Here is a 24,146-nt window from a genome sequence, read left to right as displayed (position 1 = left end):
ACGAACAATGCCAAAAGATCGCATGATGGTCCGCATCTACGACCGGGCCATGAAAAGCGGCAAGCAGCGCCGCTACTATGGCGGCAGCGGCTTCTACAATTTCGGCTACTGGGCAACTGCCGCCGCATCGCAGCGGGAGGCCAGCGAAGCGCTGGTCGACACGCTGCTGGCGCGGCTTCCGAAGACCGGCGGCAGCATCCTGGATGTCGCCTGCGGCCTCGGCGCATCGACCAGGCGCCTGCTCCTCTCCTACCCGCCGCAGGCCGTCACTGCCATCAACATCTCCGCCGCCCAGGTCGCGACGGCGCGCCAGAATGCGCCCGGCGCAACCGTGCTCCAGATGGATGCCGTCAAGCTCGCCTTTGCCGACGAGAGTTTCGACGCGGTCATCTGCGTCGAGGCGGCCTTCCATTTCGACACGCGCGCGGCCTTTCTTGCGGAAGCCTTTCGCGTGCTCAAGCCGGGCGGTGCGCTCGTCCTCTCCGACATCCTGTTCCGCAGGTTCACATCCGGCATCTCCGATCGCATCGGCGTGCCAAAAGCCAACCTCCGCCCGGACATTCCATCCTATCGGGCGCAGTTCGACGCGTTGGGTTTCAAGGACGTGATGGTCGAGGACGCCACCGATGAATGCCTCGGCGGCTTCCGCCGCAACCTCGTCCGATGGCCGGCATCCGAACGCCGGAGAGGCGCCATGAGTCTGACCATGAGTCTCAGCAGCACGGCGGTCTGCCGGCTGATTGCCGGCTATTTCGGCGCGATCAGCAAAGCCTATCTGCTGGTTTCGGCGCGAAAGCCGTGACGCAGCCTTAATCACATTTTGGTCATTTCCGACAATCTTGATGCTGCTGCCACAATATAAGGGGAAGCTGCCCTGCAGTTGCGCCCAATCTGACCAAGAAGGAACAACATCATGACCTTCCCCACCCCGATCCTCGCAACCGCCTTCGTGCTCGCCGCTGCCGCCCTGCTGGCACTGCGCTCGGCTGCTTCCGCTGCCACCAGGAGATCGATGGTCAAGGTGCGCAGCAACCAGCGCCGGCCTGCAAAAACGAAAACCCAGGATTGAGGCAAAGGGCGATGGACGTCCAGGACATCGTCAACACCGTTTCGCAAAAGGCCGGCTCGATCAGGCAATGACGGAACAGGTCGTCGGCACTATTTTTTCGGTGCTCGAGCACGAGGCGCAAGGCACCAGCGTCTCTTCCTTATTTGGGGCTCGACATGGCGCAGATCCGCCAGGCGCCACGACCCTGATCCAGCAGGCCGAGACAGCCGCCGGCCCCGACCTGGCCAACCAGGTGCTCGGCTCTGTGCCCAGCCTGAAGAGCCATCTCGGGCTCTGATCCCGCCTCCCTCCTTCTACAATCCAGAGACCAGCGCCGGCGCTTTGGTCGGCCGCAGTTGGTCGGCGTCAAGTTTGTACGGCGTGTCACCGTGAGTGCCGCGTCTGCGAAAATATCGATATTATGCCAACAATGAGGAAATCATACACTTTCCAGAACCATGCCCCGAGAAGGCACAAGCCCTCGCGAACGCAATTAACCGCCTATTAGAAGTTGAAAACCACAGTCGGGACTGAACTATGGGTAATCCTGTTTGGAGGCGTTGCCTTTTCGCGCCCTATGTCAAACCTCGTTCTGATACCTCATGTCAGTCGCTCGCCATGGGGATATCGGGGCTACGGATTGATCGAGGCAAAAAGGTTGGTTTCCACAGAGATCGAAGGAAGCATCCAACCATGATGCGCGTCATCTCCTGTGTGGCAATGGAGCACAACCTCTGGCTGGTGCTCGTCGCGGCGCTGGTCTGCAGCGCCGGTTCGTGGGCGACGATCAGGCTGTTCCTGCGAGCCCATGAGGTCACTGGCCTGCAGCAGATCGGCTGGCATTTTCTGACGGCGGTCTGTGCGGGATCATCGATCTGGTGCACGCATTTCGTTGCCATGCTGGCCTACGATCCGGGCGCACCCGTGGCATTCGATCCGGTGCTGACGATCGCCTCGCTGTTCATTGCGATGGCCGGAACCGCCGCCGGCTTCATCGCCGCATCGGGCAGCGCCTCGCGCGTTGCCCCCATTATCGGCGGCATCATTGTCGGCCTGGCGATCTCCGGCATGCACTATACCGGCATGACGGCCTACCGCGTCGACGGCGTGGTCGAGTGGGACATGAACTATCTCGTGGCCTCGATCGTCCTGGCCGTTGTCTTCGCCTGTCTGGCGATCAACGTTGCCTTGAACGACCGCATATCAGGTCACAAATATCTCGCCGCGGCCATTCTGGTTGTGGCCATCGTCAGCCTGCATTTCACTGCAATGGCTGCGGTGCAGGTAACGCCGCTGGCCATGCGCGCGGACTATACCGATCCCAATACCTTGCGAGCCATGGCATTGGGTGTTGCCGCGGTCGGCCTGATCGTGATCGGTACCGGGCTTGCGAGCTATCTGATCGACGATCGTACGCGATCCGAAGCCTTTCGGCGCCTGCACCACCTGGCGATGAACGACGCGCTCACCGGCCTGCCGAACCGGCCGAATTTCAACGACTATCTCGACCACGAGATCGACCGTGCGGAGGAACTCGGCTGCAAGGTGGCTGTCATCGGTATCGATCTCGACCGGTTCAAGGAAATCAACGACCTCTGGGGTCACGGTGCCGGCGACCTCGCCCTGAAAACCCTGGCTGGACGCATGAGTGCTCTGCTGCAGGAAGGTGAATTCGTCGCGCGACTCGGCGGCGACGAGTTTGCCGCCATCAAGCGCATGAAGGGGCAAGTGGACCTCGTGGACTTCGTGTCGCGGCTGGAGAGCGCGCTCTTTGCGCCGATCCGGATCGATGATTTCGAAACCGCGACCGGTGCCAGCATCGGCATTGCGATCTACCCCAACGACGCGCACGACCGGGAATCCCTCGTCAACAATGCCGATCTGGCAATGTATCGCGCCAAGGCGACCGTGACGCAGGCTGTCTGCTTCTATGAGCAAGCCATGGACGAGGCCGTCCGCGCCAACCGCACGCTGGCCAACGACCTGCGCGACGCGGTGGAAAACGGACAACTCGATCTGCACTATCAGGTGCAAACTTCGGTCTCGACCGGTGATATCAGAGGCTATGAGGCCCTGCTGCGCTGGAAGCATCCGACACGCGGCAATATTCCCCCGATCGAATTCATTCCGCTGGCCGAGGAAAACGGTCTCATCCTGCCGCTCGGCGAATGGGTCCTGCGCACCGCCTGCACCAAGGCAGCATCGTGGGAGCAACCCTACAAGGTGGCGGTCAATCTCTCCCCGGTCCAGTTCGCCCATGCGGACCTGCCGAAACTCGTCCACGAAATCCTGATCGAGACGGGCCTGCGGCCAAATCGCCTGGAGCTGGAAATCACCGAATCCACAATCATCGCCGACAAGAACCGCACCTTGAGCATATTGCGGCGGATCAAGGCGCTGGGCGTCACCATCGCCATCGATGACTTCGGCACCGGCTATTCGTCGCTGGAGACGCTGCGCGCCTTTCCGTTCGACAAGATCAAGCTCGATCGCTCGTTCATGTCCGAGGTCGAAACCAGCCCGCAGGCCAAGGCCATCATCCGCGCCGTGCTTGCGCTTGGCCAGAGCCTAGACATCCCGGTCCTGGCCGAAGGCGTCGAGACGCACAGCCAGTTGTCGATCCTGCGCGCCGAAGGCTGCAACGAAGCGCAAGGGTTCCTGCTCGGCCGGCCGGCACCTTTCGGTGAAATTTTCGCACTGAGCACTGATGGCGACCATGACGTCTTTGCGATCAGGATGATGCCTGCCGAGTTGTCACCCCGTCAGGCCGTCGCCTAGACGCCCCATCCCGATTCCATCGGGAGGCCCTAGACGATCGGCAGGGCTGCCCCTATTTCGGCAGCGTGTAGGCCATCACATAGTCGCCCGGCTTGGTGCCGACCGAGCCGTGGCCACCGGCGACGATGACCACGAATTGGCGTCCGTCGGCCACCGTGTAGGTCATCGGCGTCGACTGTCCGCCGGCCGGCAATCTGGCCTGCCAGAGCTGCTTGCCTGATGTCAGATCATAGGCGCGCAAATAGTCGTCGACAGCAGCACCCAGGAAGGCGACGCCACCGGCCGTAATCATCGGCCCGCCGATTCCCGGCACGCCGACCTTGAACGGCAGCGGCAGCGGCGTCATGTCGTAGACGGTGCCGTTGCGGTGCTTGTAGGCGATCTTGCCGGTCCTGAGATCCGCCCCCGCGACATAGCCCCAGGGCGGCGCCTGGCAAGGGACGCCGAGCGGCGACAAGAAGGGCCCCATCACCACCGCATAGGGCGCGCCCTCGTTGCGATTGAGTCCTTGCTCGCTGCCGCGCCCTTCGTCCGGCGGCGGCACCTGGTCGCGCGGGATCAGCTGCGACTTGAACGCCAGATAGGTCGGCATGCCGAACATCACCTGCCGCACCGGGTCGACGGCGACACCGCCCCAGTTGAAGGTGCCAAAATTGCCGGGATAGATGAGCGAACCCTGCACGGAAGGCGGCGTATAGCGGCCCTCGTAGCGTAGGCCCTGGAATTCGATCCGGCAGGCCAACTGGTCGAACATGGTGATGCCCCACATGTCGGCGCCGGTCAGCGGCTTCGGCATGAAGGTAAGGTCGGAGACAGGCTGCGTCGGCGATGTGTGATCGCCCTCGATCGCGCCGCCCGGCGCTGGCACTTCCTTGACCGGAATGATCGGCTCGCCCGTGCGCCGGTCGAGCACATAAAGGTCGCCCTGCTTGGTCGGCCCGACCAGCGCCGGCACGACACCGGTGGCGATGGTGATATCGACCAGCGTGGGCTGCGCCGGCACATCCATGTCCCAGAGGTCGTGATGCACGGTCTGCCGCACCCAGCGCAATTGCCCGGTGGCAAGATCGAGTGCGGTGATCGAGGACGAAAATTTCTCGACATTGGCGCTGCGGTCCATGCCGAGCTGATCCGGCGTCTGGTTGCCGAGCGGCACATAGAGCAGGCCGAGCTTCTCGTCGGCGCTCGCCGTCGACCACATGTTGGGTGAGTTGTTGGTATAGGTCTGGTCCGCAGCCAGCGGCGTCGTCACGTCCGGATTGCCGGAATCCCAGTTCCACAGCAAAGCGCCGGTCTCGGGGTCGAAGGCGCGGATGACGCCGGAAGGCTCCTGCGTCGAATAATTGTCGTTGACCGCGCCACCGACAATGATCTTGCCGCCTGATATCAGCGGCGCCGAGGTCGAATAATAATAGCCCGACTTGGGGTAAGGCATGTTGACGAGCAGGTTCAGCGTGCCGCCTTCGGCGAATGACGCACAGACCTGCCCGTTCGCAGCGTCAAGTGCAATCAACCGTGCGTCGGATGTCGGCAGATAGACGCGTGTTGCGCAGGGCTGGCCGGTGGCGACCTTGGCGTCGGCATAATAGGACACACCGCGGCAAGTCTGGTGCTGGCGGTCCTTGTCGAGCTTGACCTTGGGGTCGTATCGCCATTTCTCCTTGCCGGTCACGGCGTCGATGGCGATGGCGAAATTGTGCGGCGTGCAGATGTAGAGCGTGTCGCCGATTTTCAGCGGCGTCACCTGGTAAGTCGTTTCGCCGACGTCGTCGGGGCCCTTCAGGTCACCGGTGCGGTAGGACCATGCCGGCTGCAGATTGGCGACGTTGTCTGATGTGATCTGGTCGAGCGGCGAATAGCGCTGGCCATACTGCGTGCGGCCGTAGAAATGCCATTCGCCGGCAGGCAAATTGCCGCCAAGATCGGCCGTAGGCGTGACCTTGTCGGCGCTGAGTTCGCCGGCAATGTCCTTGGGATCGGCGGTCATCGAATAGCCGGCCACCGCAAGCGAGGCCAGCACGGCGAGAATGAGCGGCGCCCGCCCGTCGGGACCGGTGAGGCCCCGCCTCGCCCATGGCGTCAAAAGCCACAGCGCCAGCAGCACGATGATGCCGCCGCGCGGGCCGAGTTCCCACCAGTCGAAGCCGATTTCCCAAACCGCCCAGCAGAGCGTGCCGATGACGATCGCAGCGTAGAGCCATAGCGCCGTCGACTTGCGCCTATAGAGCAGCCAAGCGGTGATGAGGAAGGCGAGGCCTGTGATGACGTAGTACCAGCTGCCGCCCAGCGTCGCCAACCTTATGCCACCCCCGCCCAGCGCCAGACCAGTAGCAGCAAGGACCACGGCGGTAAGGACAGTTGCCATAACGACACTCCTTCAAGCGCAGCAGGCGGGCGGCCGAAACCGCCGTCACGAAATGGGACCGCAGCCCGCTTTCGATTCTGTTTCATCTCGCCGCCGCAGTTTTCCGCCCGCCTGTGCGTGCTGTCAAATTAGCAGGACAGCATCTTTCTATGCCCGGGCATCGCTCCCCCTAACGTTCGGTCCCGTTGCTGGTCACGTCGAAATGACTGTTGCCAGGCATTCGCCATTCTTCTGCCGGTTATCAGGCGATGCTATGCTTTGCCTATGAAAGCCGATACCGCCTCATTGCTCGAGCAGGCCCGCCGCGCCTACGGGGAGCGGGCATGGGCAGATGCATTCGAGCTGCTGCGGGCAACCGACGAAATCGCGTCTCTCGGCGCCGAAGACCTGGAACGGCTGCTCTGGTCGGCCGGCATGCTTGACCGCGATGAGGACATCTTCGCTGCAGGCGAGCGTCTCTTCGACATGCATATCGAAGCCGGCCGTGACGACCAGGCGGCGTATTGGGCGTTCTTCCGTGGCTTCCGGCTTCTAGCCTTGGGCGAGGACGGCCACGCAACCGCCTGTATCCAGCAGGCGCAGCGCCTGGCGGACGGCTTTGGTCGCGAGTGCGCAGCGCATGGCTACCTGGTGTTGCTGGCCGCCCAAAAGGAACTCATGACCGGCAACGATCCGGCATCGGAGGCGCAGGCAAAGCAGGCGCTGGCGATCGGTGAACGCTGTTGCGACATCGACCTGATCGCCTTCGCCAGATGTTATCTCGGCCGCGCCCTGGTACGGCAAGGCCGGATCGAGGAGGGTATCGCCCTGCTCGACGAAGCAATGTTGCCGGCTGCCGAAGGCAAAATCTCGCCCATCGTCACCGGCCTGATCTACTGCAACCTGATCGCTGCGTGTCGGCAAGTCTATGCGCTCGACCGTTCGCGCGAATGGACCCAAGCGCTGTCGAACTGGTGCGGAGAACAGCCGCAGCTGGTTCAGTTCCACGGCATCTGCCTGTTGCATCGTGCCGAAATCATGGAGTTGAACGGAGCCTGGCAGGATTCGATTGCCGAGGCGCGGCGCGCGACGCAGTCGCTGCGCAGCGGCAGCGAGATGGCGGCAGGAGCAGCCTACCAGGAGGCCGAAATCCATCGCTTGCGCGGCGAGTTCGCCGCCGCGGAAAATCTCTATCGCGCCGCCAGTCAGTTCGGGCTCGAACCACAGCCAGGCATGGCGCTGCTGCGACTCATGCAGGGCCGTACCGAGCAGGCGGCGGCAACCATTCGTCGCGTGTTGGCCACGACCAGGTCACCGCTTGGCCGTGCCCGTCTGCTTCCGGCGCTGGTCGAAATCATGATCTCCGCGGGCGCCGTCGACGAGGCACGCGAAGCCTGCGAGGAACTGGCTGCGATCGCCAGCCGTTTCGCCACCGAGATCCTTGCAGCAATGGCCTCACAAGCGAGAGGCGAAATCGAGATGGATTCGGGCAATGCCGCGACGGCGCTTGGCCATTTCCGTGCCGCGCTGACGACCTGGCAGCGCGCCGGCGCACCCTATCTCGAGGCGCGTCTGCGCGTGCTGGCCGGCCAGGCCTGTCGCATGCTTGGCGACGAGGACAGCGCCGAGCTTGAATTCGATGCCGCCCGGGCGGTTTTCACCGCACTTGGCGCCGCGCCCGACCTCGCCCGCGTCACCGCGCTGATCGGGCCGACCAACGCGCGCCCGCATGGCCTGACGCGGCGCGAGATCGAAGTCCTTGGCCTCGTCGCCACCGGCAAGACCAACAAGCTGATCGCGACCGACCTCGGCCTCAGCGAAAAGACCGTCGACCGGCATGTCAGCAACATATTCGACAAGCTGGCGGTAAACTCGCGCGCTGCAGCGACCGCTTACGCCTTCCAGAACGGCCTCCTCTGAGGCGACGATCCGAAAGATCGCGTGGGGCATGGGGGGAAATCCCCATGCCGCTTCTTTTGTCTCATGGGGTATCTCCCCGAAGCGCCGCCGCACCGGATCGCTATTTTTGCTCCATGGCTGATCAAAAACCTCATGGAGCGATCATGAACCCGACTTCGATACCTCGCCCGACTTCAAGCCACGCAGTGAACCCGCACAGCCGCCGCGTCGACATCACCGAGACCAGGGCGCGCGCCGGCGCGTTGCTGGAACAGGGAGCCGCATTCATGACACTTGAGGCCGGTACGCTGCAGGCATTGGGCAGCCATGCGCCATCAGGTGACGAAACGCGGCCCGCGCTCAGGGAAGAGCACGTCGATGTCGTCGTCATCGGCGCCGGCCAGAATGGCCTGTCCGTCGGCTACCATCTCGCCCGCAAGGGTGTGAAGTTTGTCGTCCTGGAGGCTCGCGAACGCGTCGGCGACATCTGGCGTTCGCGCTGGGATTCGCTGCGCCTGTTCACGCCCGCGCGTTTTGACGGGCTGGTCGGCCTGCCCTTCCCTGCCGACCGCTATTCGTTCCCGAGCAAGGACGACATGGCCGACTATCTGGAGGCCTATGCGAAGAAATTCTCCCTGCCGGTACGCACCGGCGTCAAAGTCGATGAGGTGACCCGTTCCGGCCACCGATACATCGTCACTGCAGGTCAAACCCGTTACATCGCCAATCACGTCGTAGCCGCGGCCTCGAGCTACCAGAAGCCGAAGATTCCGGATTTCGCCGCCTTGCTCGATCCGTCGATCCGGCAATTGCATGCGGGCGCCTACAAAAACCCTGAGCAGCTCAATGCGGGCAGCGTGCTGCTGGTGGGCGCCAGCAATTCCGGCGCGGAAATCGCCATGGATCTCGCGTCCACGCACCAGGTCTGGCTGGCTGGCCGGCACCCCGGCAACATCCCGGTCGCCTACAACGGCTATTTTGCCATGCGCCTGGTTCTGCCTGTCGTCTTCCGCATCGTTTTCCATCGATTGCTCACGGTCGACACACCCATGGGCCGCAAGGCCAAGCCGGGGCAGCTGTCCCATGGCCTGCCGCTGGTCCGGGTCAAACCTCAGCATCTGGATGCTGCAGGCGTCCACCGCGTCCCCCGCGTCGCCGGTGTCCGCGACGGCAAACCGCTGCTCGACGACGGCCAGCTTCTCGACGTTTCCAACGTCATCTGGTGCACCGGTTTCCGGGCCGGGCTGGATTGGATCAAGCTGCCGATCTTCGACGAAGCCGGCCGGGTGAAGCAGTATCGCGGCGCCGTGGAAGGCGAACCTGGCCTCTATGTCTGCGGCCTGCATTTCCAGCACTCGACGTCGTCCACGATGATCCATGGCGCGGCACGCGATGCCGGCTATGTGGTCGACAAGATCAGCGAGCGGATGCAGGCAGCAGCGGGGTGAGCCCCACAAGAGCGCTTTTGCGCGGATTGCCGAGCGCCGGGGCGATAATATTCGCACGGCGACCGGCAATCTGGCTTCCAAACCGGAACAAAACGTAGACACTTCTGGCCTTTCGCTCCCGAATCACTACATTCGGGGGCGATGTCCGGCTTTTCGGAAGACATGCCCTTTTTTGACGAACCGAATGCGCGGCCCATGGCCCCGTCGGGCATTGCCGCGCGCGCCATGGCTGCCCGCAGCGGCCACAACAATGCGCCCGACTATCTGAATGGCCTCAACCCCGAGCAGCGGCTAGCCGTTGAAACAACGGAGGGCCCGGTTCTTGTGCTGGCCGGCGCCGGCACCGGCAAGACGCGTGTGCTGACCACCCGCATCGCCCACATCCTCGCCACCGGCAAGGCCTTCCCCTCGCAGATCCTCGCCGTCACCTTCACCAACAAGGCGGCGCGCGAGATGAAGCAGCGTATCGGCCTGCTGGTCGGCGAAGCGGTCGAGGGTATGCCGTGGCTCGGCACCTTCCACTCGATCGGCGTCAAGCTGCTGCGCCGGCACGCCGAGCTTGCCGGGCTCAGATCCGATTTCACCATCCTCGACACCGACGATGTCGTGCGCCTGATCAAGCAGCTCATCCAGGCCGAAGGGCTGGACGACAAGCGCTGGCCGGCCAAGCAGTTCGCTCAGATGATCGACGGCTGGAAGAACAAGGGGCTTGGCCCCGCCGATATTCCCGAGGGCGACGCCCGCGCTTTCGCCAATGGCAAGGGCCGCGAGCTCTACAAGGCCTATCAGGCGCGACTGCAGACGCTGAACGCCTGCGACTTCGGCGACCTTTTGTGCCATCCGATCCGCATCTTCCGCGCCAATCCGGATGTGCTGAAGGAGTATCACAGGCGCTTCAAATACATCCTCGTCGACGAGTACCAGGACACCAACACCGCCCAATACATGTGGCTGCGCCTGCTGGCGCAAAGGCCGCAATCCTCCCCCCTTGAGGGGGAGGTGCCCGCAAAGCGGGCGGAGGGGGTCGCCTCAGAAGGAACCGCCCAGTCATCAAACACCTTGGCGTCGAGCACTGCCGCGAGGACCCCACCCGGCCGGGCTGCGCCCGGCCACCCTCCCCTCAAGGGGGAGGGAAACCCGCGCCTGTCCACTGTAAACATTTGCTGCGTCGGCGACGACGACCAGTCGATCTATGGCTGGCGTGGCGCCGAGGTCGACAACATCCTGCGCTTCGACAAGGATTTCCCCGGCGCCACCATCATCCGGCTGGAGCGCAACTACCGCTCCACCGCGCATATCCTCGGCACCGCCTCACACCTCATCGCCCACAATGAGGGCCGCTTCGGCAAGACGCTGTTCACCGAAAAGATCGCCGAGGACGACGAGAAGGTGCATGTCCATGCCGCCTGGGATTCCGAGGAGGAAGCCCGCGCCGTCGGCGAGACCATCGAGACCTACCAGCGCGCAAAGCACAATCTCAACGACATGGCGATCCTGGTTCGGGCCTCTTTCCAGATGCGCGAATTCGAGGACCGTTTCGTCACGCTCGGCCTCAACTACCGCGTCATCGGTGGTCCGCGCTTCTACGAGCGCCTCGAAATCCGCGATGCACTGGCCTTCTTCCGCGTCGTCGCGCAAGGCGCCGACGACCTCGCTTTCGAACGCATCGTCAATGTGCCGAAGCGCGGCCTTGGCGAAGCCACCATCCGCCAGATCCACGACACCGCACGTGCGCTGCGCATCCCGATGCTGGAGGCCGCCGCCAAGCTCGCCGAAAGCGACGAGTTGAAGCCGAAGCCACGCGCCGCATTGCGCGAAGTCGCCGCCAATTTCGAGCGCTGGCAGAAGGCGCTGGAAACCACCCCGCACACCGAGCTGGCAGAGACCATCCTGGAGGAGAGCGGCTACACCGACATGTGGAAGAACGACCGTTCGGTCGAAGCCCCCGGCCGACTGGAAAATCTGAAAGAGCTGATCCGCTCCATGGAGGAGTATGAATCGCTGCGCTCCTTCCTCGAACATGTCGCCCTGGTCATGGACGCCGAGCAGAATGCCGAGCTCGATGCCGTCAACATCATGACGCTGCATTCGGCCAAGGGCCTCGAATTCGAAACCGTTTTTCTCCCCGGCTGGGAAGAAGGCCTGTTCCCGCACCAGCGCGCGCTGGATGAAGGCGGCCGCTCGGGGCTGGAGGAAGAGCGCCGCCTTGCCTATGTCGGCCTGACCCGCGCCAAGAAGAACCTGCACCTCTGGTTCGTCTCCAACCGCCGCATCCACGGCCTGTGGCAGTCGACCATCCCGTCGCGCTTCCTCGATGAGCTGCCGGAAGCCCATGTCGAAGTCGCAGAAAGCGGCAACTCCTATGGCGGCTACGGCAATTCTTACGGTGGCGGTTCGTTCGCGTCGGGACGTGGTGGCCGCCAAAATCCCTATGGCGCCTCACGCTTCGACAATGTCGGCGGCAATTCCGGCGGCACTGAAAAATCCGGCGCCTTCTCCAACACCTATGCGACGCCGGGCTGGCAACGCGCGCAAGCCAACCGCACCGAAGCCACAGACCGCAACTGGGGCTCGCGCTCTGGCCATCAGGTCGAGCGCATCGGCTATGGTGAGACAGACAGTGGCTATGGCGCCGGCCGCACCAGCGTCAAAGGCCGCACCATCGACGGCGAACTGGTCGCCAAATCCGTGGCCGACACGCCATCGGCCTTCAGTGTCGGTGACCGCGTTTTCCACCAGAAATTCGGCAACGGCAACATTTCGGCCATCGAAGGCAACAAGCTGACCATCGACTTCGACAAGGCCGGTCAGAAACGCGTGCTGGACGGGTTTGTCACCGGGGTGTGAGGCCCCACCAAATCTCCGTTTCCATTTCCGCCGAAATCTCCCGCCTCACCGATACCGCGCCTGGTTCCATTTGTGGCCGAGCAGCGACAGGATGATGATCAGCCCGTTGAAGAACTGGACATAAAAGCCGCTCAAGCCCGCCGCGACGACGCCGGTTTGGATGAACGACACGGTCACCGCACCGATCGCGCCACCGACCACGGTGCCGATGCCGCCCCAGGTCGGCGTGCCGCCGACGAACACCGATGCCAGCACCGGCAGCAGGTAGCCGTCGCCCGAGGTCGGCCACCAGGTGAAATTGATCATCGTCGAGAAGGTGCCGGCGATCGCCGCTCCAATGCCGACGAAGACGAATACTTTCACCCGCACACGCTTGACGTCGATGCCCATCTGCTGGGCGCTATCGGGGTTGTCGCCGACCACCCTCACCTGCGCGCCGAAGCGATGCCGGTTGTAGAGCAGCGCCGACAGCACGACGAAGGCGATGGCCCAGAAGATCTGCACCGGGATGCCGTAGAGCTGGCTGGAGAAGATCGTGTAGGCCCAGCTGTCGGCAAGGCTGGTCAGCGCGGTCGACTTGCCCTCGTTGATGATCTGGATCAGGCCGCGCAGCAGGAAATTCATGCCGAGCGTGGCGATCAGCGACGACAGACCGCCATAGACGACAAGCGAGCCGACCAGGAAGCCAAGCAGCGTGCCGGTGACAAGTGCGGCTGCAATGCCGAGGAACGGATCGTAGCCGGCCTGCACGACCAGCGCGAAGATCCATGAGGCAAAGCCCATCGTCGCCGGAAACGACAGGTCGATCTCGCCGCAGGTAACGACGAAGACCAGCGGCACCACCACGAATAGCGCGACCGGCAGCGTGGTCAGCACGGAACTGTAGAGATACCAGGTGGTGAAGACGGTCGGGTTGGCGATCATGAACACCGCCATCATCACCACGAACACGCCGAGCGTGCCGAGCGACGCGCGGTTGTCGAGGATGAACCCACGCATCCAGTGATCGGATGGGTGTTTCCACTCCTTCTGCGGGCCGGGGCGGGGAATGCCGGCGGACGGTTCGTGCAGATCGGGCTCCATGGTCTTGCTCATCGTGCTCTCTGCTCCGCGTCGCCGGCGTCGTGCAATCCGGCCAATCCGCCGGGGTGTGCCACGTCTTCCATGAAATTGATGAGGTCTTCGGCCGACTTGACCTCGCGCCGGTCGGTGGTGAGCGCGACCTTGCCGCGATCCAGCACCACGAAGCGGTCGGCAATGTCGAAGACATGATGGATGTTGTGGCCGATGAACAGGATCGAGCGGCCGCTCGCCCGCACCTGGCGCACGAAATGGAAGACCTTGGCGGTTTCGGTCAGTGACAGCGCCGTCGTCGGCTCGTCGAGGACGATCAGCTCCGCCTGCTTGTAGATGGCCCGCGCAATCGCCACGCCCTGGCGTTCACCACCCGACAACTGGCCGACGATCGACTGTGGCGTGAACACTTTCGAGGTGAAGCCGATCTCGCGCATCAGCCGGCTTGCCTCCTCGATTTCCTTGTTGACCTTCAGCCAGCCGAGAAAGCCGGTGAGCTCGCGGCCCATGAAGATATTGCGCACGATCGTCTGCTGCACGGCCAGCGCCCGGTCCTGGAACACAGTCTCGATGCCGGCTTCGCGCGAGCGCGCCGCACTCCATCCGGTCACCGGCTTGCCGCGGATGAGGATCTCACCGCTGGTCGGCTTGACCACGCCCGACAGGATCTTGATCAGCGTCGACTTGCCGGCGCCATTGTCGCCGATGAGGCCGACCACCTCGCCGCGATCGACGCTGAGATTGACTCCGCCGAGCGCATAGACGTGGCCATAGGACTTGCTGATGTCGCGCAGTTCGATGAGGCGTTCGGCCATCGGATCCTCGCTTGATTGTCTCGTGCCGGCCTTCTCGCCAGCGGTCCCGCCGGCCGGGCTTGATCCCGGCCGACGGCTTGGGAGGTCAGCGCAGCGCCTGCTTGGCGAGTTCGGCGACGATCTCGTAATTTTCAGGCGTGACGAAACCGGCGCCGGTGTCGACATTCATCGGCGCCAGCCCGAGCACCACTTGCTGGCAGAGGCTGAGGATCGGCAGATAGCCCTGCAGGAACGGCTGTTGGTCGGCCGTCAGCTGCACCCAGCCGCCCTTGAAACCCTCGACGATCTGCGGACTGGTGTCGAAGCCGAAGTTGAAGATATCGCCGGCCTTCCGTCCTGCCGCCTGCATGTAGGTGGGAACATTGCCGAGCATCTGTCCGCCGGGATAGCCGACCGCCTTGACATCGGGATTGTTGAGCAGGGCCGCAGTGATCACCGGAATGGCGAGATTCGGGTCGGAAGCCCACTCGCCGCTTGGCGGCGACGACAGCTGGATGACCTCGACGCCGGCTTCCTTGAGTGCGGCGACCGTCCCGCGCTCGCGCGCACCGCGGCTCTCATTCTCGAACGGACCGATCATGATCGCCTTGTCGCCGGCCTTTAGCTTGGCGAGCTTGAACGCCTCGGCGCCGAGTGCCCGGCCCTGCTGCTCTTGCTGGGCGCCGATATAACCGCCGCCGAACGCCGCCGTCACCTTCGGCACCGGCACGTTCTGATACATCATCTTGATGCCGTCCTTATGCGCCTGTTCGGCGAGCGGCATGATCGACGCATCTCCCGGATGACCCATCATGGCGATGCCGTTGGGCTTGACCGCGACCGCTTCGCGCAATTGCTGCACCATCTTTTCGACGTCCCACTGGGAGAAGATGTAGTCGACCTTCGGCCCGAGATCGGCCTCGGCCTGCTTGGCGCCATTGTAGACGATGGTGCCAAAGGCGTCGCCTTCGGCGCCGCCGACGAAGAAGCGGATGTGGACGTCCTTGCACCACTTGGCGTCGAGCGCCTGCGCCGGCAAGGTCGAGATTGCAGCGGCGAGCGCCGTGGCGGCGGCCAAGACGGTCGAGTGCAGAAGTGTCCTTCTCATCGTCATGCTCATGCACTTATCCTCCCTTTGTTTCCTCGCTAGCCGAGGGGTTTTCGACGATCGGCAGTGCGCCGCAAATCTTGCCTGGCCGGCACCTCCCGCCGGCCTGCACTCACACCGGATTCGGCAGGTAGCTGGCACCTCCCCGGCATTGCTTGAGATACTCCAGCCCCCGCACCTGACCGGTGATTTCCAGGTCGCCGCGATAGACCGGGTCGTGCCAGCCCTCGATGTCGATGGCGCCCTTGTAGCCGGCCAGCCGCAACTCGCTGATCACCCGTGTCCAGTCGCTGTCGCCGAAGCCAGGCGTGCGCATCTGCACAAACGGTAGCCGGCCGAACACGCCATGTTCGCGGATCACGTCCCAGCGCACCGTCGCGTCCTTGCCATGCACGTGGAAGATGCGCGGCGCCCATTTGCGGATCTGCGGCATCGGATCGATCAGGTAGACGAGCTGGTGGCAGGGCTCCCATTCCAGGCCGAGATTGTCATCCGGCAGTTCGTTGAACATCAGCTCCCAGGCGTCCGGATTGTGGGCGATGTTCCAGTCGCCGCTTGCCCAGTTGCCGTCCATAGCGCAGTTCTCGAAGGCGATGCGCACACCCTTGTCGGCGGCGCGTTTGGCCAACGGCCCCCAGACTTCGCGGAAGCGCGGCAGGCTTTCGGGCAACGGCTTGCCGCGGATGCGGCCGGTGAAGCCGCTGACCATGCTGGTGCCGAACAGGTGCGCGTTGTCGATCACCGTTTCCCAGGCCTCGAGCACGCCGCGATCGACATCGCCGCTCTCCAGCGGATTGCCGAACACGCCGATCGAGGACACGGTAACGTCGGCATCGCCGATCGCCTCGCGGATTTGGCCGGCGAGCCGAGGCAGGTCCTTGCCGCCCAGCGTCTGCCAGAAGAAGGGCTGGATGCTCTCGAAGCCGAGCGGCAGGATCGCCTTGATATAGGCGGCCGGGTCGTCGAGATTGGCCCGCACCATGGTGCCGATTCTGATGTCGAGAAGCGGGTTTGGCATCATTGTCCTTCCTGCGCAGAAATCGCCACCCGGCGCCCGGTTTCGGCGCTCTCGATGGCGCCGAAGACCATGGCCAGACTCCTGATGTTGTCGGCACCGCGCGTTTCCGGCTCGGCGCCGGCTTCGATGGCGTGGACGAAATCCTGGATGATGCCGAGATGACCGCCGATACGGTCGGCGGGATCGAGCGGCGGCACGACGATCGGCTGGGTTTGGTCGAACAAGCCGTCACGGACAGGCAGCACGACCTCCGCCTTCAGCCCATCCTCGCCGTCCCAGACCAGGCTGCCGCGCTCGGCGACGATGCGCCATGTGCTCTCCCAGCTGGTGCGGAAGCCGGCAGCGCACCAGCTGCCGGCGTAGGTGAATCGCTTGCCGCCACCGAGATCGAAGACCGCGCTGGCCGACGACCCCTGCCGGTACCAGGAATTGGCCGGTTCCCATTCCTGGCAATAGACGCCGGCCGGCTCGCCGGCGACCATGTAGCGGGCGGCGTCGAATGTGTGGATCGCCATGTCGAGCAGCAGGACATGGGCCATCTCCTCGCGAAAACCGCCGAAATGCGGCGCGACGAAGAAGTCGGCATGGATGCTGGTCGCAGCACCGATGGCGCCGGAATCGAGAAAGCGCCTGATGCGCCTGACATTGGCGACATAGCGGCGGTTCTGGACGACGGCATGGATACGCCCGGCACTGCGCGCGGCCCCGACGATGGCGCGCGCATTGTCGGGTGTGTCCGCCAGCGGCTTCTCGGTCAGCAGGTGGCAATTGTGCGCAAAGGCGGAGATCGCAACCTCGCGCCGGGCGGCGGGAACAACTACGTCGAACACCGCCTGCGGTTTCGTTTGATCGAGCACGGCGTCGAGGCTGGTTCCAATAACGGCGCTGGCAAGGTCGTATTCGCGCGCCCTCGCCCGAGCCCGGTCGGCGTCGAGGTCGACAAGGCCGGCAATCCTGAGCCCGTCGATCTGCCTGACGGCATCGAGCCAGTGCTTGCTCATCGCACCGCAGCCAACCAGGACGACATCCATCATCCAGCGCTCCTCCTCCGCTCGGTCCCTCCAGACCGATCGTCACGGCATTGACGGCATGGCCGTAAACGTTTTTCCGTAAACGTTTACGAGAACACACCCGAAGGCGTAGAATGTCAATTGGCCGCTTGCAAAAATCGTCTTATCGCCTTGGCCTGAGCGGCTGCCGGTGCTAGCCAAGCAAGGGGGAGAACTGTCTATTGGCGTCCAGTATCCACGACCTCGCGCGTCACCTGAACATTTCGATCGGCACCGTGTCGCGCGCGCTCAACGGCCGCGCCGACGTCAATGCCGACACGCGCCAGCGCGTGCTCGAGGCAGCCAAGACGCTGAACTATTCTCCGAACCAGTCCGGCCGCAGCCTGCGGCAAGGCGCCACCCATTCGATCGCCTTCATGCTGCAGCCGCATCCGGGCGACCAGCAATATGGCGAGCCGTTCTTCATTCCGTTCCTGATCGGGCTGCAGGCCAGGCTCGCCGAAAGCGGGCTCGACCTGATCGTGGTCATGGGCGCGCCCGGCGACTACCAGCAGGAGCGGCTGCGCCGCGTCGTCGAGACGCGCCGTGCCGACGCTGTGGTGTTGGCCTGGACACGGCGTGAGGATGAGCGCATCGATTATCTCACCCAGACCGGCTTCCCCTTCGCCACGCTCGGCCGCAGCCGCTCCGGTGCCAAGTCCTATCCCTCGCTGGATCTCGATTTCGAAAAGGCCGGGGCCGATGCGGTCGACAGGCTGGTGGCGCGCGGCCACCGACGCATCGCCGCCGTCCGCCCGTCGCTTAACCTCAATTTCGGCTATCTGTTCCTGGCTGGCTATCGCAAAGCCTTACGGCGGCATGGCATCGAGGTCGACCCCGAACTGATCGCCTCCGGTTTCATCAACGAGGCGGGCGGCTACGCGGTGACGCCGCAGGTGATGCGCTCCAAGAACCCGCCGACCGCCATCATCTTCAACAATGACGCGATGGCGCTTGGCGGCTGCAAGGCGCTGGCCGAAATGGGCATCAAGCCCGGTCACGACATGGCGGTGACCGTCATCGTCGACACACCGCTCTGCCGCTATTTTTCCCCGGCGTTGACCGCCTTCCGCCCGGCGCTGGAGCCGATGGGACAGCGGCTGGCTGAAATGCTGCTGGCCTCGATCCCGGCCTTCGCCGGCCCGGAAGGTCCGCGCATCATCCGCGAGGTCTGGCCGCTGGAGTTGGTCGCGCGCGACAGCGATTGATCATCGCGGACAGTCGATCGCCACCACGGCCGCTCTGCGGTTTGACTATTTGGCGGCGGCTTGAACCGTTCGCGGATCAATTGAACGGTTCAGGATCAGCGCCCCGGCATGGCTTTCGCATGCCGCTGCCTGCGGCTGTTGCTGCACGCCCGGGCAGATCGCCGCCAGTCCCTCCATCGTCAGCACGTCGGGTATTCTGGTGCGGTTGACGCAAAGCGCGCCGTCGGCACCCCATGCCGCTTCGAACGACATGCCCGGCGCGGCCTCGTCCTGCTGAATGCCGTTCCGGTCATAGATGACGATCGGCGTCCCGTTGCGCGTATGACCGACGCCATCGCCGCAATAGTCGGCGCGGATCATCCGGGTACACGCCTGATGATGATCCCAGAGCGACGTGCCGTCCGGCAAGCTCTCCCAGGGCCGATAGCCAAAACGCGCGCATTTCGCCTGGGCGCCGCCGGTGCAGGTAATGCTGAAGGCCGTGCCGGATGGCAGATGGCGGCCGTCTTGCGTCCAGGTGCCGGCGAGCGGAAAGCCCATGCGCCGGCCTTCGATGTCGGGTTCGCAGATGTTGCGCCATTGGCCGGTAGCCGCGTCACGGCTCGACATTGTGTAGAGCATGATCCCGCCATCCGGATTCCTCGGATCGGTCTCGACCGCGTCGATGCGCAGCGGCATCCGGTCTTGTCCGTCACCAATCGTCAGGACGGCGCCGACGAGATCATCTTGAGGGACAACGCGACCGTCTCCCGTCGTCACCACGAACCTTGTGCCTTCAACGGCGATCGAGCTGATCGCCTGTCCGGTCCCGGCCTCGGCGTCAGGCAGCGCGGCCATACCGGAAATGGCTGTGGCAACAATGACCAATACGTGGCGGCCAAAATGGATGAGGCGGTGGGGTGACATTTTGGGCTCCTGGCGGCAGTCCTGAAAGTGGTGGATGAAGCGCGGCCAAAAGCCGGCACTTTCGGCGGCGATCGTTGACTGAGAACGGAAGGCGCGTAGCCATCCGTTCCATTGTCAGCAGGGTCCGAATCCTAACGCCTTGGCGAGGGGGTCGGCCGGTCATGGTTGCTCCCATCGCCGCCGCCAACGCTGTGGCCAGCCGGAAGGTCGTTGCTTTGCTTGCTGGCGGTCGACGATTGGGCATTGCTCTTCTGGACAGCCGGCAAATTGCCCACGTTCGAGTCGACAATGGAGCCGCCGGCCCTGACGAGGCTTTTCGCAAGAACGATGCCGTCGGCATGCACGCCGTTGAGCGCATAGACACCGAGGCCATTCGTGAAGATCGCATTGCTGGTCAGCGAGTTGCTGGTCAGCGAATTGTGCTTCAGGCCGTTCAGCGATTTGCCGTTCGAGCCTTCCGGGCCCGCAGCGCCGGCCGGTGCCACGAAGCAAGCCATTGCCGAGGCAGCAGCCATGTAGGTCATAAGGCGATTCATCGTGATTTCCTTTTTCGTTTTCAGCGGAGCCATCCCGTCGGGTTCGCTCCATGGCGCGGCTTTTCGCTGCCGACTGTTTCGGACGAATGCCGAATTCATCAGAATTGTTTCAGTTGTTGCGATCCGCCCGCAGCGCCTGATGCAGACAGGCGGCGGTCGCCCATATGCCTCTCAAATGCCGACAATGGTGGTGCCCACACGGCGCGGCGACACAAAGGAAACCTTCAGCCGGCAAATCGGCAAATCCGCGCAACATCCCTGCATCATCAAGTGGCGCCAGAAACGAGGAGATTTCTGGCGATGCAACCTCTGCGAAAAACCAATGACAAATCGGATGGCGAGGCGACGGCGGCGCGGACGGCACGTCTGGCGGTGCTGGCGGGCACCCCGGGCCTGCTGCTGACCGCATACGCGGCGGCGACATCCACCTCGCTGACCATCCCCGCCGATCTCGCGCTGACGCTGATGGACATGCTGGTGCTGGTCTCCGTCCTGGCTGTCGCCAGCGGCAGCAAGAAACTGGGCATGAGCAAGCGGCGGGCAGCCCTGGCTGAAACGCTCGTCAATGCGCTCGCTGCCCTCGGCATGTGCCTTTCGATGGCTGTCGTCGCCGGCATCGCGGTCCAGCGCATCGCGGCCGGCGGTGTCGAACCGCACGGCTCAGGCGTCGTTCTCGCCATGAACCTGAACCTGGCCTACGCGGCGGTCAACTTCTGGATCCTGCGTCGCTGGAAGGCCCGCAACGCACTTGCCGCTTCCGCGCTGGCACGCGCGCAGATCTGTCTGTTCTCGGACAAACTCTCGTCTAACCTGCTCATCGTCACGTCGCTCGCAACAGCCATGATCTGGCAGGGCACGATCATTGCCCGCTTCATCGATCCGGTGGCCGGGCTGCTGATCGCCACCGCGACAGCGCGCTGGGCCATTCCTGTCGTTCGGGACGCTGTCCGGGGCTTGCGAAGAGAATTTCGCAGGGCACGCAAGCCAGTCGCATAAGGCGCGGCGATGAAAGGCGGCGATCCGTGCCAGGGCTCAATCTTTTCTAGCGGCGCCAAGCCTCACCGTGGGGCAGGCTCGTAGACATAGCCTTCGCCGCGAACCGTCACCAGGACAGCCGGAGCGTCCGGTTCGCTTTCGAACTTCTTGCGCAATCGCGTGATGCGGATGTCGATGCTGCGGTCGCCAGGCTCGAGGTCGCGGTTGTGCGCCAGCCGGCAAAGCTGGTCGCGCGACAGTATCTGCCGAGGATGACGCGCGAACACGCACAGAAGGTCGAATTCCATCGACGTCAACTGCACGTCGGCGCCGTCAGGATCGACCATCGTGCGGCCATCCATATCGAGGACGCAGCGGCCGAAACGGATTCGGTTTTCCGGCGCCCGCTCTTCCTCGCCAAGGCGCCGGATAACGCTCCTGACGCGCGCCAGAAGTTCGCGCGGCTCGAACGGCTTGGCCATATAGTCGTCGGCGCCGGCGGCGAGACCTTCGAGCCGATGCGGCAGATCACCGACAGCGGTCAGCATCAGGATTCCGGCGCGGCCCCGCTTGGCGATTTCGCGGGCGAGATCGTAGCCGCTTTCGCCGATAAGGTTGACGTCGAGAATAACGAGATCGGGACCGAAGCGCTCGAGTTCGGCACACATGGCCGCTCCATCCGCAACAGCTCGCACGTCGAAGCCGTGCAGCGGCAGGTAGTCGCACAGCATCTCGCGCAAGGGCGCTTCGTCGTCGACGATGAGCAATTTCTGCCTGGTCACCCTCCGACCTCGTCCATCGCGCGCAGGCGTTCCGTCACCAGCCTGCGAAAGCCTTGCGGATCGAGCGGTTTTTCGATGACGGGCGCGCCTGTCTCGCCGATGAAGCGATCGATCTCAGGGGCCAGCGTGTCGCCGGTCACGAACAGCAGGCGGCTGGCGAGCCCAGGACGCACCTCCTCCAAGGCGCGATAGAGGCCGGGGCCATCGAGGCCGGGCATGCGTATGTCGCTGATCAGCAGGTCGACCCTTTCGTGGCGCATCGCCCTGAGGGCGGCATGCGCATCATCGGCAATGGTCACGTCGTGGCCATCACGTCTAAGCATCTCGGCGATCATCGTGGCAATATCGACATCGTCGTCGACCACCAGAATGCGGGCCGCCGATGGCGCGGGCGGCGCCTTGCCGGCCGTCGCCGGCGCCGAAGCCTCGGTCTTGCCGCTCGGAAGCCGGATCGTAAACCGTGCCCCGCCGCCCTCGGTCGAATCCAGCTCTATGCTGCCGTCATGGGCCGTCACGATGCCATGGCAGACCGACAGGCCGACGCCGGTGCCCTCGCCGGCCGATTTGGTCGTGTAGAAAGGCTCGAAAGCACGCGCCCGCACAGTCTCCGACATGCCCGGACCGTTGTCGGCCACGACGATCTCGACGGCGCCGTTTTCCCCCGTGGTGATGATCGTCAGCCGCCGCGGATGCGGCACCTGCAGCAAGGCCTGCTGTGCATTCACCGCCAGGTTGGTGATGACCTGATGCAGTTGGTCCCGGTCGCCCCAGATGCTGGCGAGTCCTTCCTCCAGTTCGGTCCGGATCTCGATCCCGGCCGAGCGCAAGCTGTAGGCGGCAAGTTCCAGCGAGGCGATGACGACTTCGTTGATGTCGACGGTTCCTCTCGTCGGCGGCTTCTTGCGCGCCATCGCCAGGAACGTGCGCACGATCCGCGAGCATCGCTCGGCCGCCGCGTGGATCTTGTCGGCCCGTCCCACGGTCGCGCTGTCGGTCGAAAATTCCTTCAGCATCGAACTGTAACCGATGACGACGGACAGCGGATTGTTGAGTTCATGCGCTACGCCGGCCAGCAGCGAGCCGAGCGCGGAAAGCTTTTCGGATTGATACAGCGTCTCACGCTGGCGTGCGATCTCCGCATCGGCTTCCCGCTGGCGGGTGATGTCGGTGACGGCTGCGAGCATGGCGGGACGACCGGCCTGCGTGATCAGGCGCGCCGAAACCAGCGTATCGATCCTCGACCCTTGCATGGTGGTCATGCCGGCTTCGAACGCGTCGACAATGCCGTCTCTCAGCAGAAGCCGCATGAGATCGTCGCGCCGGGCACGGCTTTCCCAGGTCGATATCGCTTCTGCTCCGACCTGGCCAACCTCGATGCCAAGTATCTTGCGTGCCGGTTCATTGACGAACAGGATTTCGGGCCCTTCGATTGCCGAGATGGTGATCGGCAGCGGCACGCCTTCGGCGATGGCGCGAAACTGCGCCTCCCTCTCCCCCGAAAGCTTCTCTGCCTCGACGCGTGCCTGTTCGGCGAACACGCGGTCGGAGATGTCGCGGCCGACGGACTGCACCTCGATCAGCCGGCCTTCGTCGTCGAAAATGCCGTGATCGTTCCACGCCAGCCATCGGTTGATGCCATCGGGCATCGCATTGATGAGTTCTATGCTGGCATTCGGGGCCTGCGGGGTGAGACGGCCAAGATGCTCGACAAACCTGCGCCGCTCGTCCGGCGGCAGCACGTCGAGTTCGCACCAGGACGGGTCCAGTAGCTGTTCACGCGTCATCCGGCATGCCCGGCAATAGGCATCGTTGACGAAGGTCAGGTAGCCGTCGGGCGACATGCGGACGACGAATTCGGTCTGCAGTTCAACGACGCTGCGATAGCGCTGCTCGCTGGCTTCCAGCGCCTCGAGGGCAAGCCCCTGCTCGGCGTCGTCGGCGCCCTGAATGGCCGTCGGACGGACAAACTCGCGCATAAGCATCCTGTACATGGCAAACAGGAAGACAAGCAGCCCAACCATTATGATCGCGTAAGGATGAAGCGGTGCTTGCCAGCTGTATGACTGATGCAGACCGAGACCAGCGACAAGCAGCACCAGAGGCAGGCTGCAGGTAGCCATCGTCAATGCGTAACGCCTGGACAATGGCGGGTTCGAGGGGGTCGGCAAGGCGAGATCTCCGCTGACGGATGCGCCGGTCGCGATGGCGCCGTTCCCTTATGGCCAGTGGATGGTACGGCTCCCGACCTGTCAAGCCGGCCGTCCGCGACGGCTAGGCATCGTTGATGGCATTGCCGCGCACCTTGGCGCGGCGAGGTTTCATGACGATGCCG

Annotated in this window: 19 protein-coding genes; 9 read left to right on the top strand and 10 right to left on the bottom strand. The window is 63.9% G+C overall.

Annotated elements, in window-relative coordinates; genetic code table 11:
* Window positions 1-7 precede the first annotated feature (7 nt).
* The 4 genes from LHFGNBLO_RS19545 to LHFGNBLO_RS19530 all read left to right on the top strand — a co-directional run bounded on the left by LHFGNBLO_RS19545 (window position 8) and on the right by LHFGNBLO_RS19530 (window position 3,826).
* Entirely contained in the window at window positions 8-802 is a 795-nt protein-coding gene (locus LHFGNBLO_RS19545; protein ID WP_258600873.1) for a class I SAM-dependent methyltransferase, read from the top strand.
* 111 nt (window positions 803-913) lie between these two features.
* A complete protein-coding gene (locus LHFGNBLO_RS19540; protein ID WP_258600872.1) occupies window positions 914-1,069 on the top strand; it encodes a hypothetical protein in 156 nt (51 codons plus the stop codon).
* Window positions 1,070-1,136: 67 nt separating this feature from the next.
* On the top strand, window positions 1,137-1,346 hold the full coding sequence (locus LHFGNBLO_RS19535) for a hypothetical protein (protein WP_258600871.1): 210 nt from the start codon (window positions 1,137-1,139) through the stop codon (window positions 1,344-1,346).
* 395 nt (window positions 1,347-1,741) lie between these two features.
* Complete coding sequence (locus tag LHFGNBLO_RS19530) at window positions 1,742-3,826, top strand: putative bifunctional diguanylate cyclase/phosphodiesterase (protein WP_258600870.1); 2,085 nt, start codon at window positions 1,742-1,744, stop codon at window positions 3,824-3,826.
* Window positions 3,827-3,878: 52 nt separating this feature from the next.
* Here the strand turns inward: LHFGNBLO_RS19530 and LHFGNBLO_RS19525 are convergent, their stop codons facing one another.
* The gene (locus LHFGNBLO_RS19525) at window positions 3,879-6,191 is read right to left on the bottom strand and encodes a glucose/quinate/shikimate family membrane-bound PQQ-dependent dehydrogenase (protein WP_258600869.1); all 2,313 of its coding nucleotides are present in this window, start codon (window positions 6,189-6,191) and stop codon (window positions 3,879-3,881) included.
* Window positions 6,192-6,455: 264 nt separating this feature from the next.
* On the opposite strand from LHFGNBLO_RS19525, the gene LHFGNBLO_RS19520 reads away from it, so the two are divergent.
* The 3 genes from LHFGNBLO_RS19520 (at window position 6,456) to LHFGNBLO_RS19510 (ending at window position 12,364) form a co-directional block, all read left to right on the top strand.
* Window positions 6,456-8,090, top strand: coding sequence for a helix-turn-helix transcriptional regulator (locus LHFGNBLO_RS19520; RefSeq protein ID WP_258600868.1), 1,635 nt, complete (start codon window positions 6,456-6,458; stop codon window positions 8,088-8,090).
* 143 nt (window positions 8,091-8,233) lie between these two features.
* Complete coding sequence (locus LHFGNBLO_RS19515) at window positions 8,234-9,517, top strand: flavin-containing monooxygenase (RefSeq protein WP_258600867.1); 1,284 nt, start codon at window positions 8,234-8,236, stop codon at window positions 9,515-9,517.
* Between the two features lie 141 nt (window positions 9,518-9,658).
* Window positions 9,659-12,364 (top strand): ATP-dependent helicase, encoded by a 2,706-nt coding sequence (locus tag LHFGNBLO_RS19510; RefSeq protein WP_258600866.1) that lies wholly within the window; start codon window positions 9,659-9,661, stop codon window positions 12,362-12,364.
* Window positions 12,365-12,409: 45 nt separating this feature from the next.
* Here the strand turns inward: LHFGNBLO_RS19510 and LHFGNBLO_RS19505 are convergent, their stop codons facing one another.
* The 5 genes from LHFGNBLO_RS19505 to LHFGNBLO_RS19485 all read right to left on the bottom strand — a co-directional run bounded on the left by LHFGNBLO_RS19505 (window position 12,410) and on the right by LHFGNBLO_RS19485 (window position 17,392).
* On the bottom strand, window positions 12,410-13,459 hold the full coding sequence (locus LHFGNBLO_RS19505) for an ABC transporter permease (RefSeq protein WP_258600865.1): 1,050 nt from the start codon (window positions 13,457-13,459) through the stop codon (window positions 12,410-12,412).
* Window positions 13,456-14,253, bottom strand: coding sequence for an ATP-binding cassette domain-containing protein (locus tag LHFGNBLO_RS19500; RefSeq protein ID WP_258600864.1), 798 nt, complete (start codon window positions 14,251-14,253; stop codon window positions 13,456-13,458). The genes LHFGNBLO_RS19505 and LHFGNBLO_RS19500 overlap by 4 nt, the downstream gene beginning before the upstream one ends.
* 85 nt (window positions 14,254-14,338) lie before the next feature.
* Window positions 14,339-15,352 (bottom strand): substrate-binding domain-containing protein, encoded by a 1,014-nt coding sequence (locus LHFGNBLO_RS19495; protein ID WP_258600863.1) that lies wholly within the window; start codon window positions 15,350-15,352, stop codon window positions 14,339-14,341.
* 100 nt (window positions 15,353-15,452) lie between these two features.
* On the bottom strand, window positions 15,453-16,358 hold the full coding sequence (locus LHFGNBLO_RS19490) for a sugar phosphate isomerase/epimerase family protein (RefSeq protein ID WP_258600862.1): 906 nt from the start codon (window positions 16,356-16,358) through the stop codon (window positions 15,453-15,455).
* The gene (locus LHFGNBLO_RS19485) at window positions 16,358-17,392 is read right to left on the bottom strand and encodes a Gfo/Idh/MocA family protein (protein ID WP_258600860.1); all 1,035 of its coding nucleotides are present in this window, start codon (window positions 17,390-17,392) and stop codon (window positions 16,358-16,360) included. Before LHFGNBLO_RS19485 ends, LHFGNBLO_RS19490 begins: the two co-directional genes overlap by 1 nt.
* Before the next feature lie 197 nt (window positions 17,393-17,589).
* Here LHFGNBLO_RS19485 and LHFGNBLO_RS19480 point away from each other — a divergent pair, with 197 nt between their 5' ends.
* On the top strand, window positions 17,590-18,615 hold the full coding sequence (locus tag LHFGNBLO_RS19480; RefSeq protein ID WP_258600858.1) for a LacI family DNA-binding transcriptional regulator: 1,026 nt from the start codon (window positions 17,590-17,592) through the stop codon (window positions 18,613-18,615).
* A gap of 45 nt (window positions 18,616-18,660) precedes the next feature.
* Here LHFGNBLO_RS19480 and LHFGNBLO_RS19475 read toward each other — a convergent pair whose 3' ends face one another.
* Together LHFGNBLO_RS19475 and LHFGNBLO_RS19470 are read right to left on the bottom strand one after the other, a co-directional pair.
* Window positions 18,661-19,521: an ADYC domain-containing protein gene (locus LHFGNBLO_RS19475; RefSeq protein ID WP_258600857.1), complete on the bottom strand. Its 861-nt coding sequence runs from the start codon at window positions 19,519-19,521 to the stop codon at window positions 18,661-18,663.
* A 131-nt stretch (window positions 19,522-19,652) separates the two neighbouring features.
* On the bottom strand, window positions 19,653-20,057 hold the full coding sequence (locus LHFGNBLO_RS19470) for a hypothetical protein (protein ID WP_258600855.1): 405 nt from the start codon (window positions 20,055-20,057) through the stop codon (window positions 19,653-19,655).
* 300 nt (window positions 20,058-20,357) lie between these two features.
* Between LHFGNBLO_RS19470 and LHFGNBLO_RS19465 the strand changes: the two genes are divergently transcribed.
* A complete protein-coding gene (locus LHFGNBLO_RS19465) occupies window positions 20,358-21,053 on the top strand; it encodes a hypothetical protein (protein ID WP_258600853.1) in 696 nt (231 codons plus the stop codon).
* A 62-nt stretch (window positions 21,054-21,115) separates the two neighbouring features.
* Here the strand turns inward: LHFGNBLO_RS19465 and LHFGNBLO_RS19460 are convergent, their stop codons facing one another.
* Both LHFGNBLO_RS19460 and LHFGNBLO_RS19455 read right to left on the bottom strand, forming a co-directional pair.
* On the bottom strand, window positions 21,116-21,814 hold the full coding sequence (locus LHFGNBLO_RS19460) for a response regulator (RefSeq protein ID WP_258600852.1): 699 nt from the start codon (window positions 21,812-21,814) through the stop codon (window positions 21,116-21,118).
* Window positions 21,811-23,835, bottom strand: a complete 2,025-nt coding sequence (locus LHFGNBLO_RS19455; RefSeq protein ID WP_258600851.1) for a PAS domain-containing sensor histidine kinase — start codon at window positions 23,833-23,835, stop codon at window positions 21,811-21,813. Before LHFGNBLO_RS19455 ends, LHFGNBLO_RS19460 begins: the two co-directional genes overlap by 4 nt.
* Window positions 23,836-24,146 lie beyond the last annotated feature (311 nt).

This window comes from Mesorhizobium sp. AR10 (assembly GCF_024746795.1).
Classification (GTDB): domain Bacteria; phylum Pseudomonadota; class Alphaproteobacteria; order Rhizobiales; family Rhizobiaceae; genus Mesorhizobium.
Note: the sequence above shows the minus strand (reverse complement) of the source record. Positions and strands in the feature narration are given on the sequence as shown.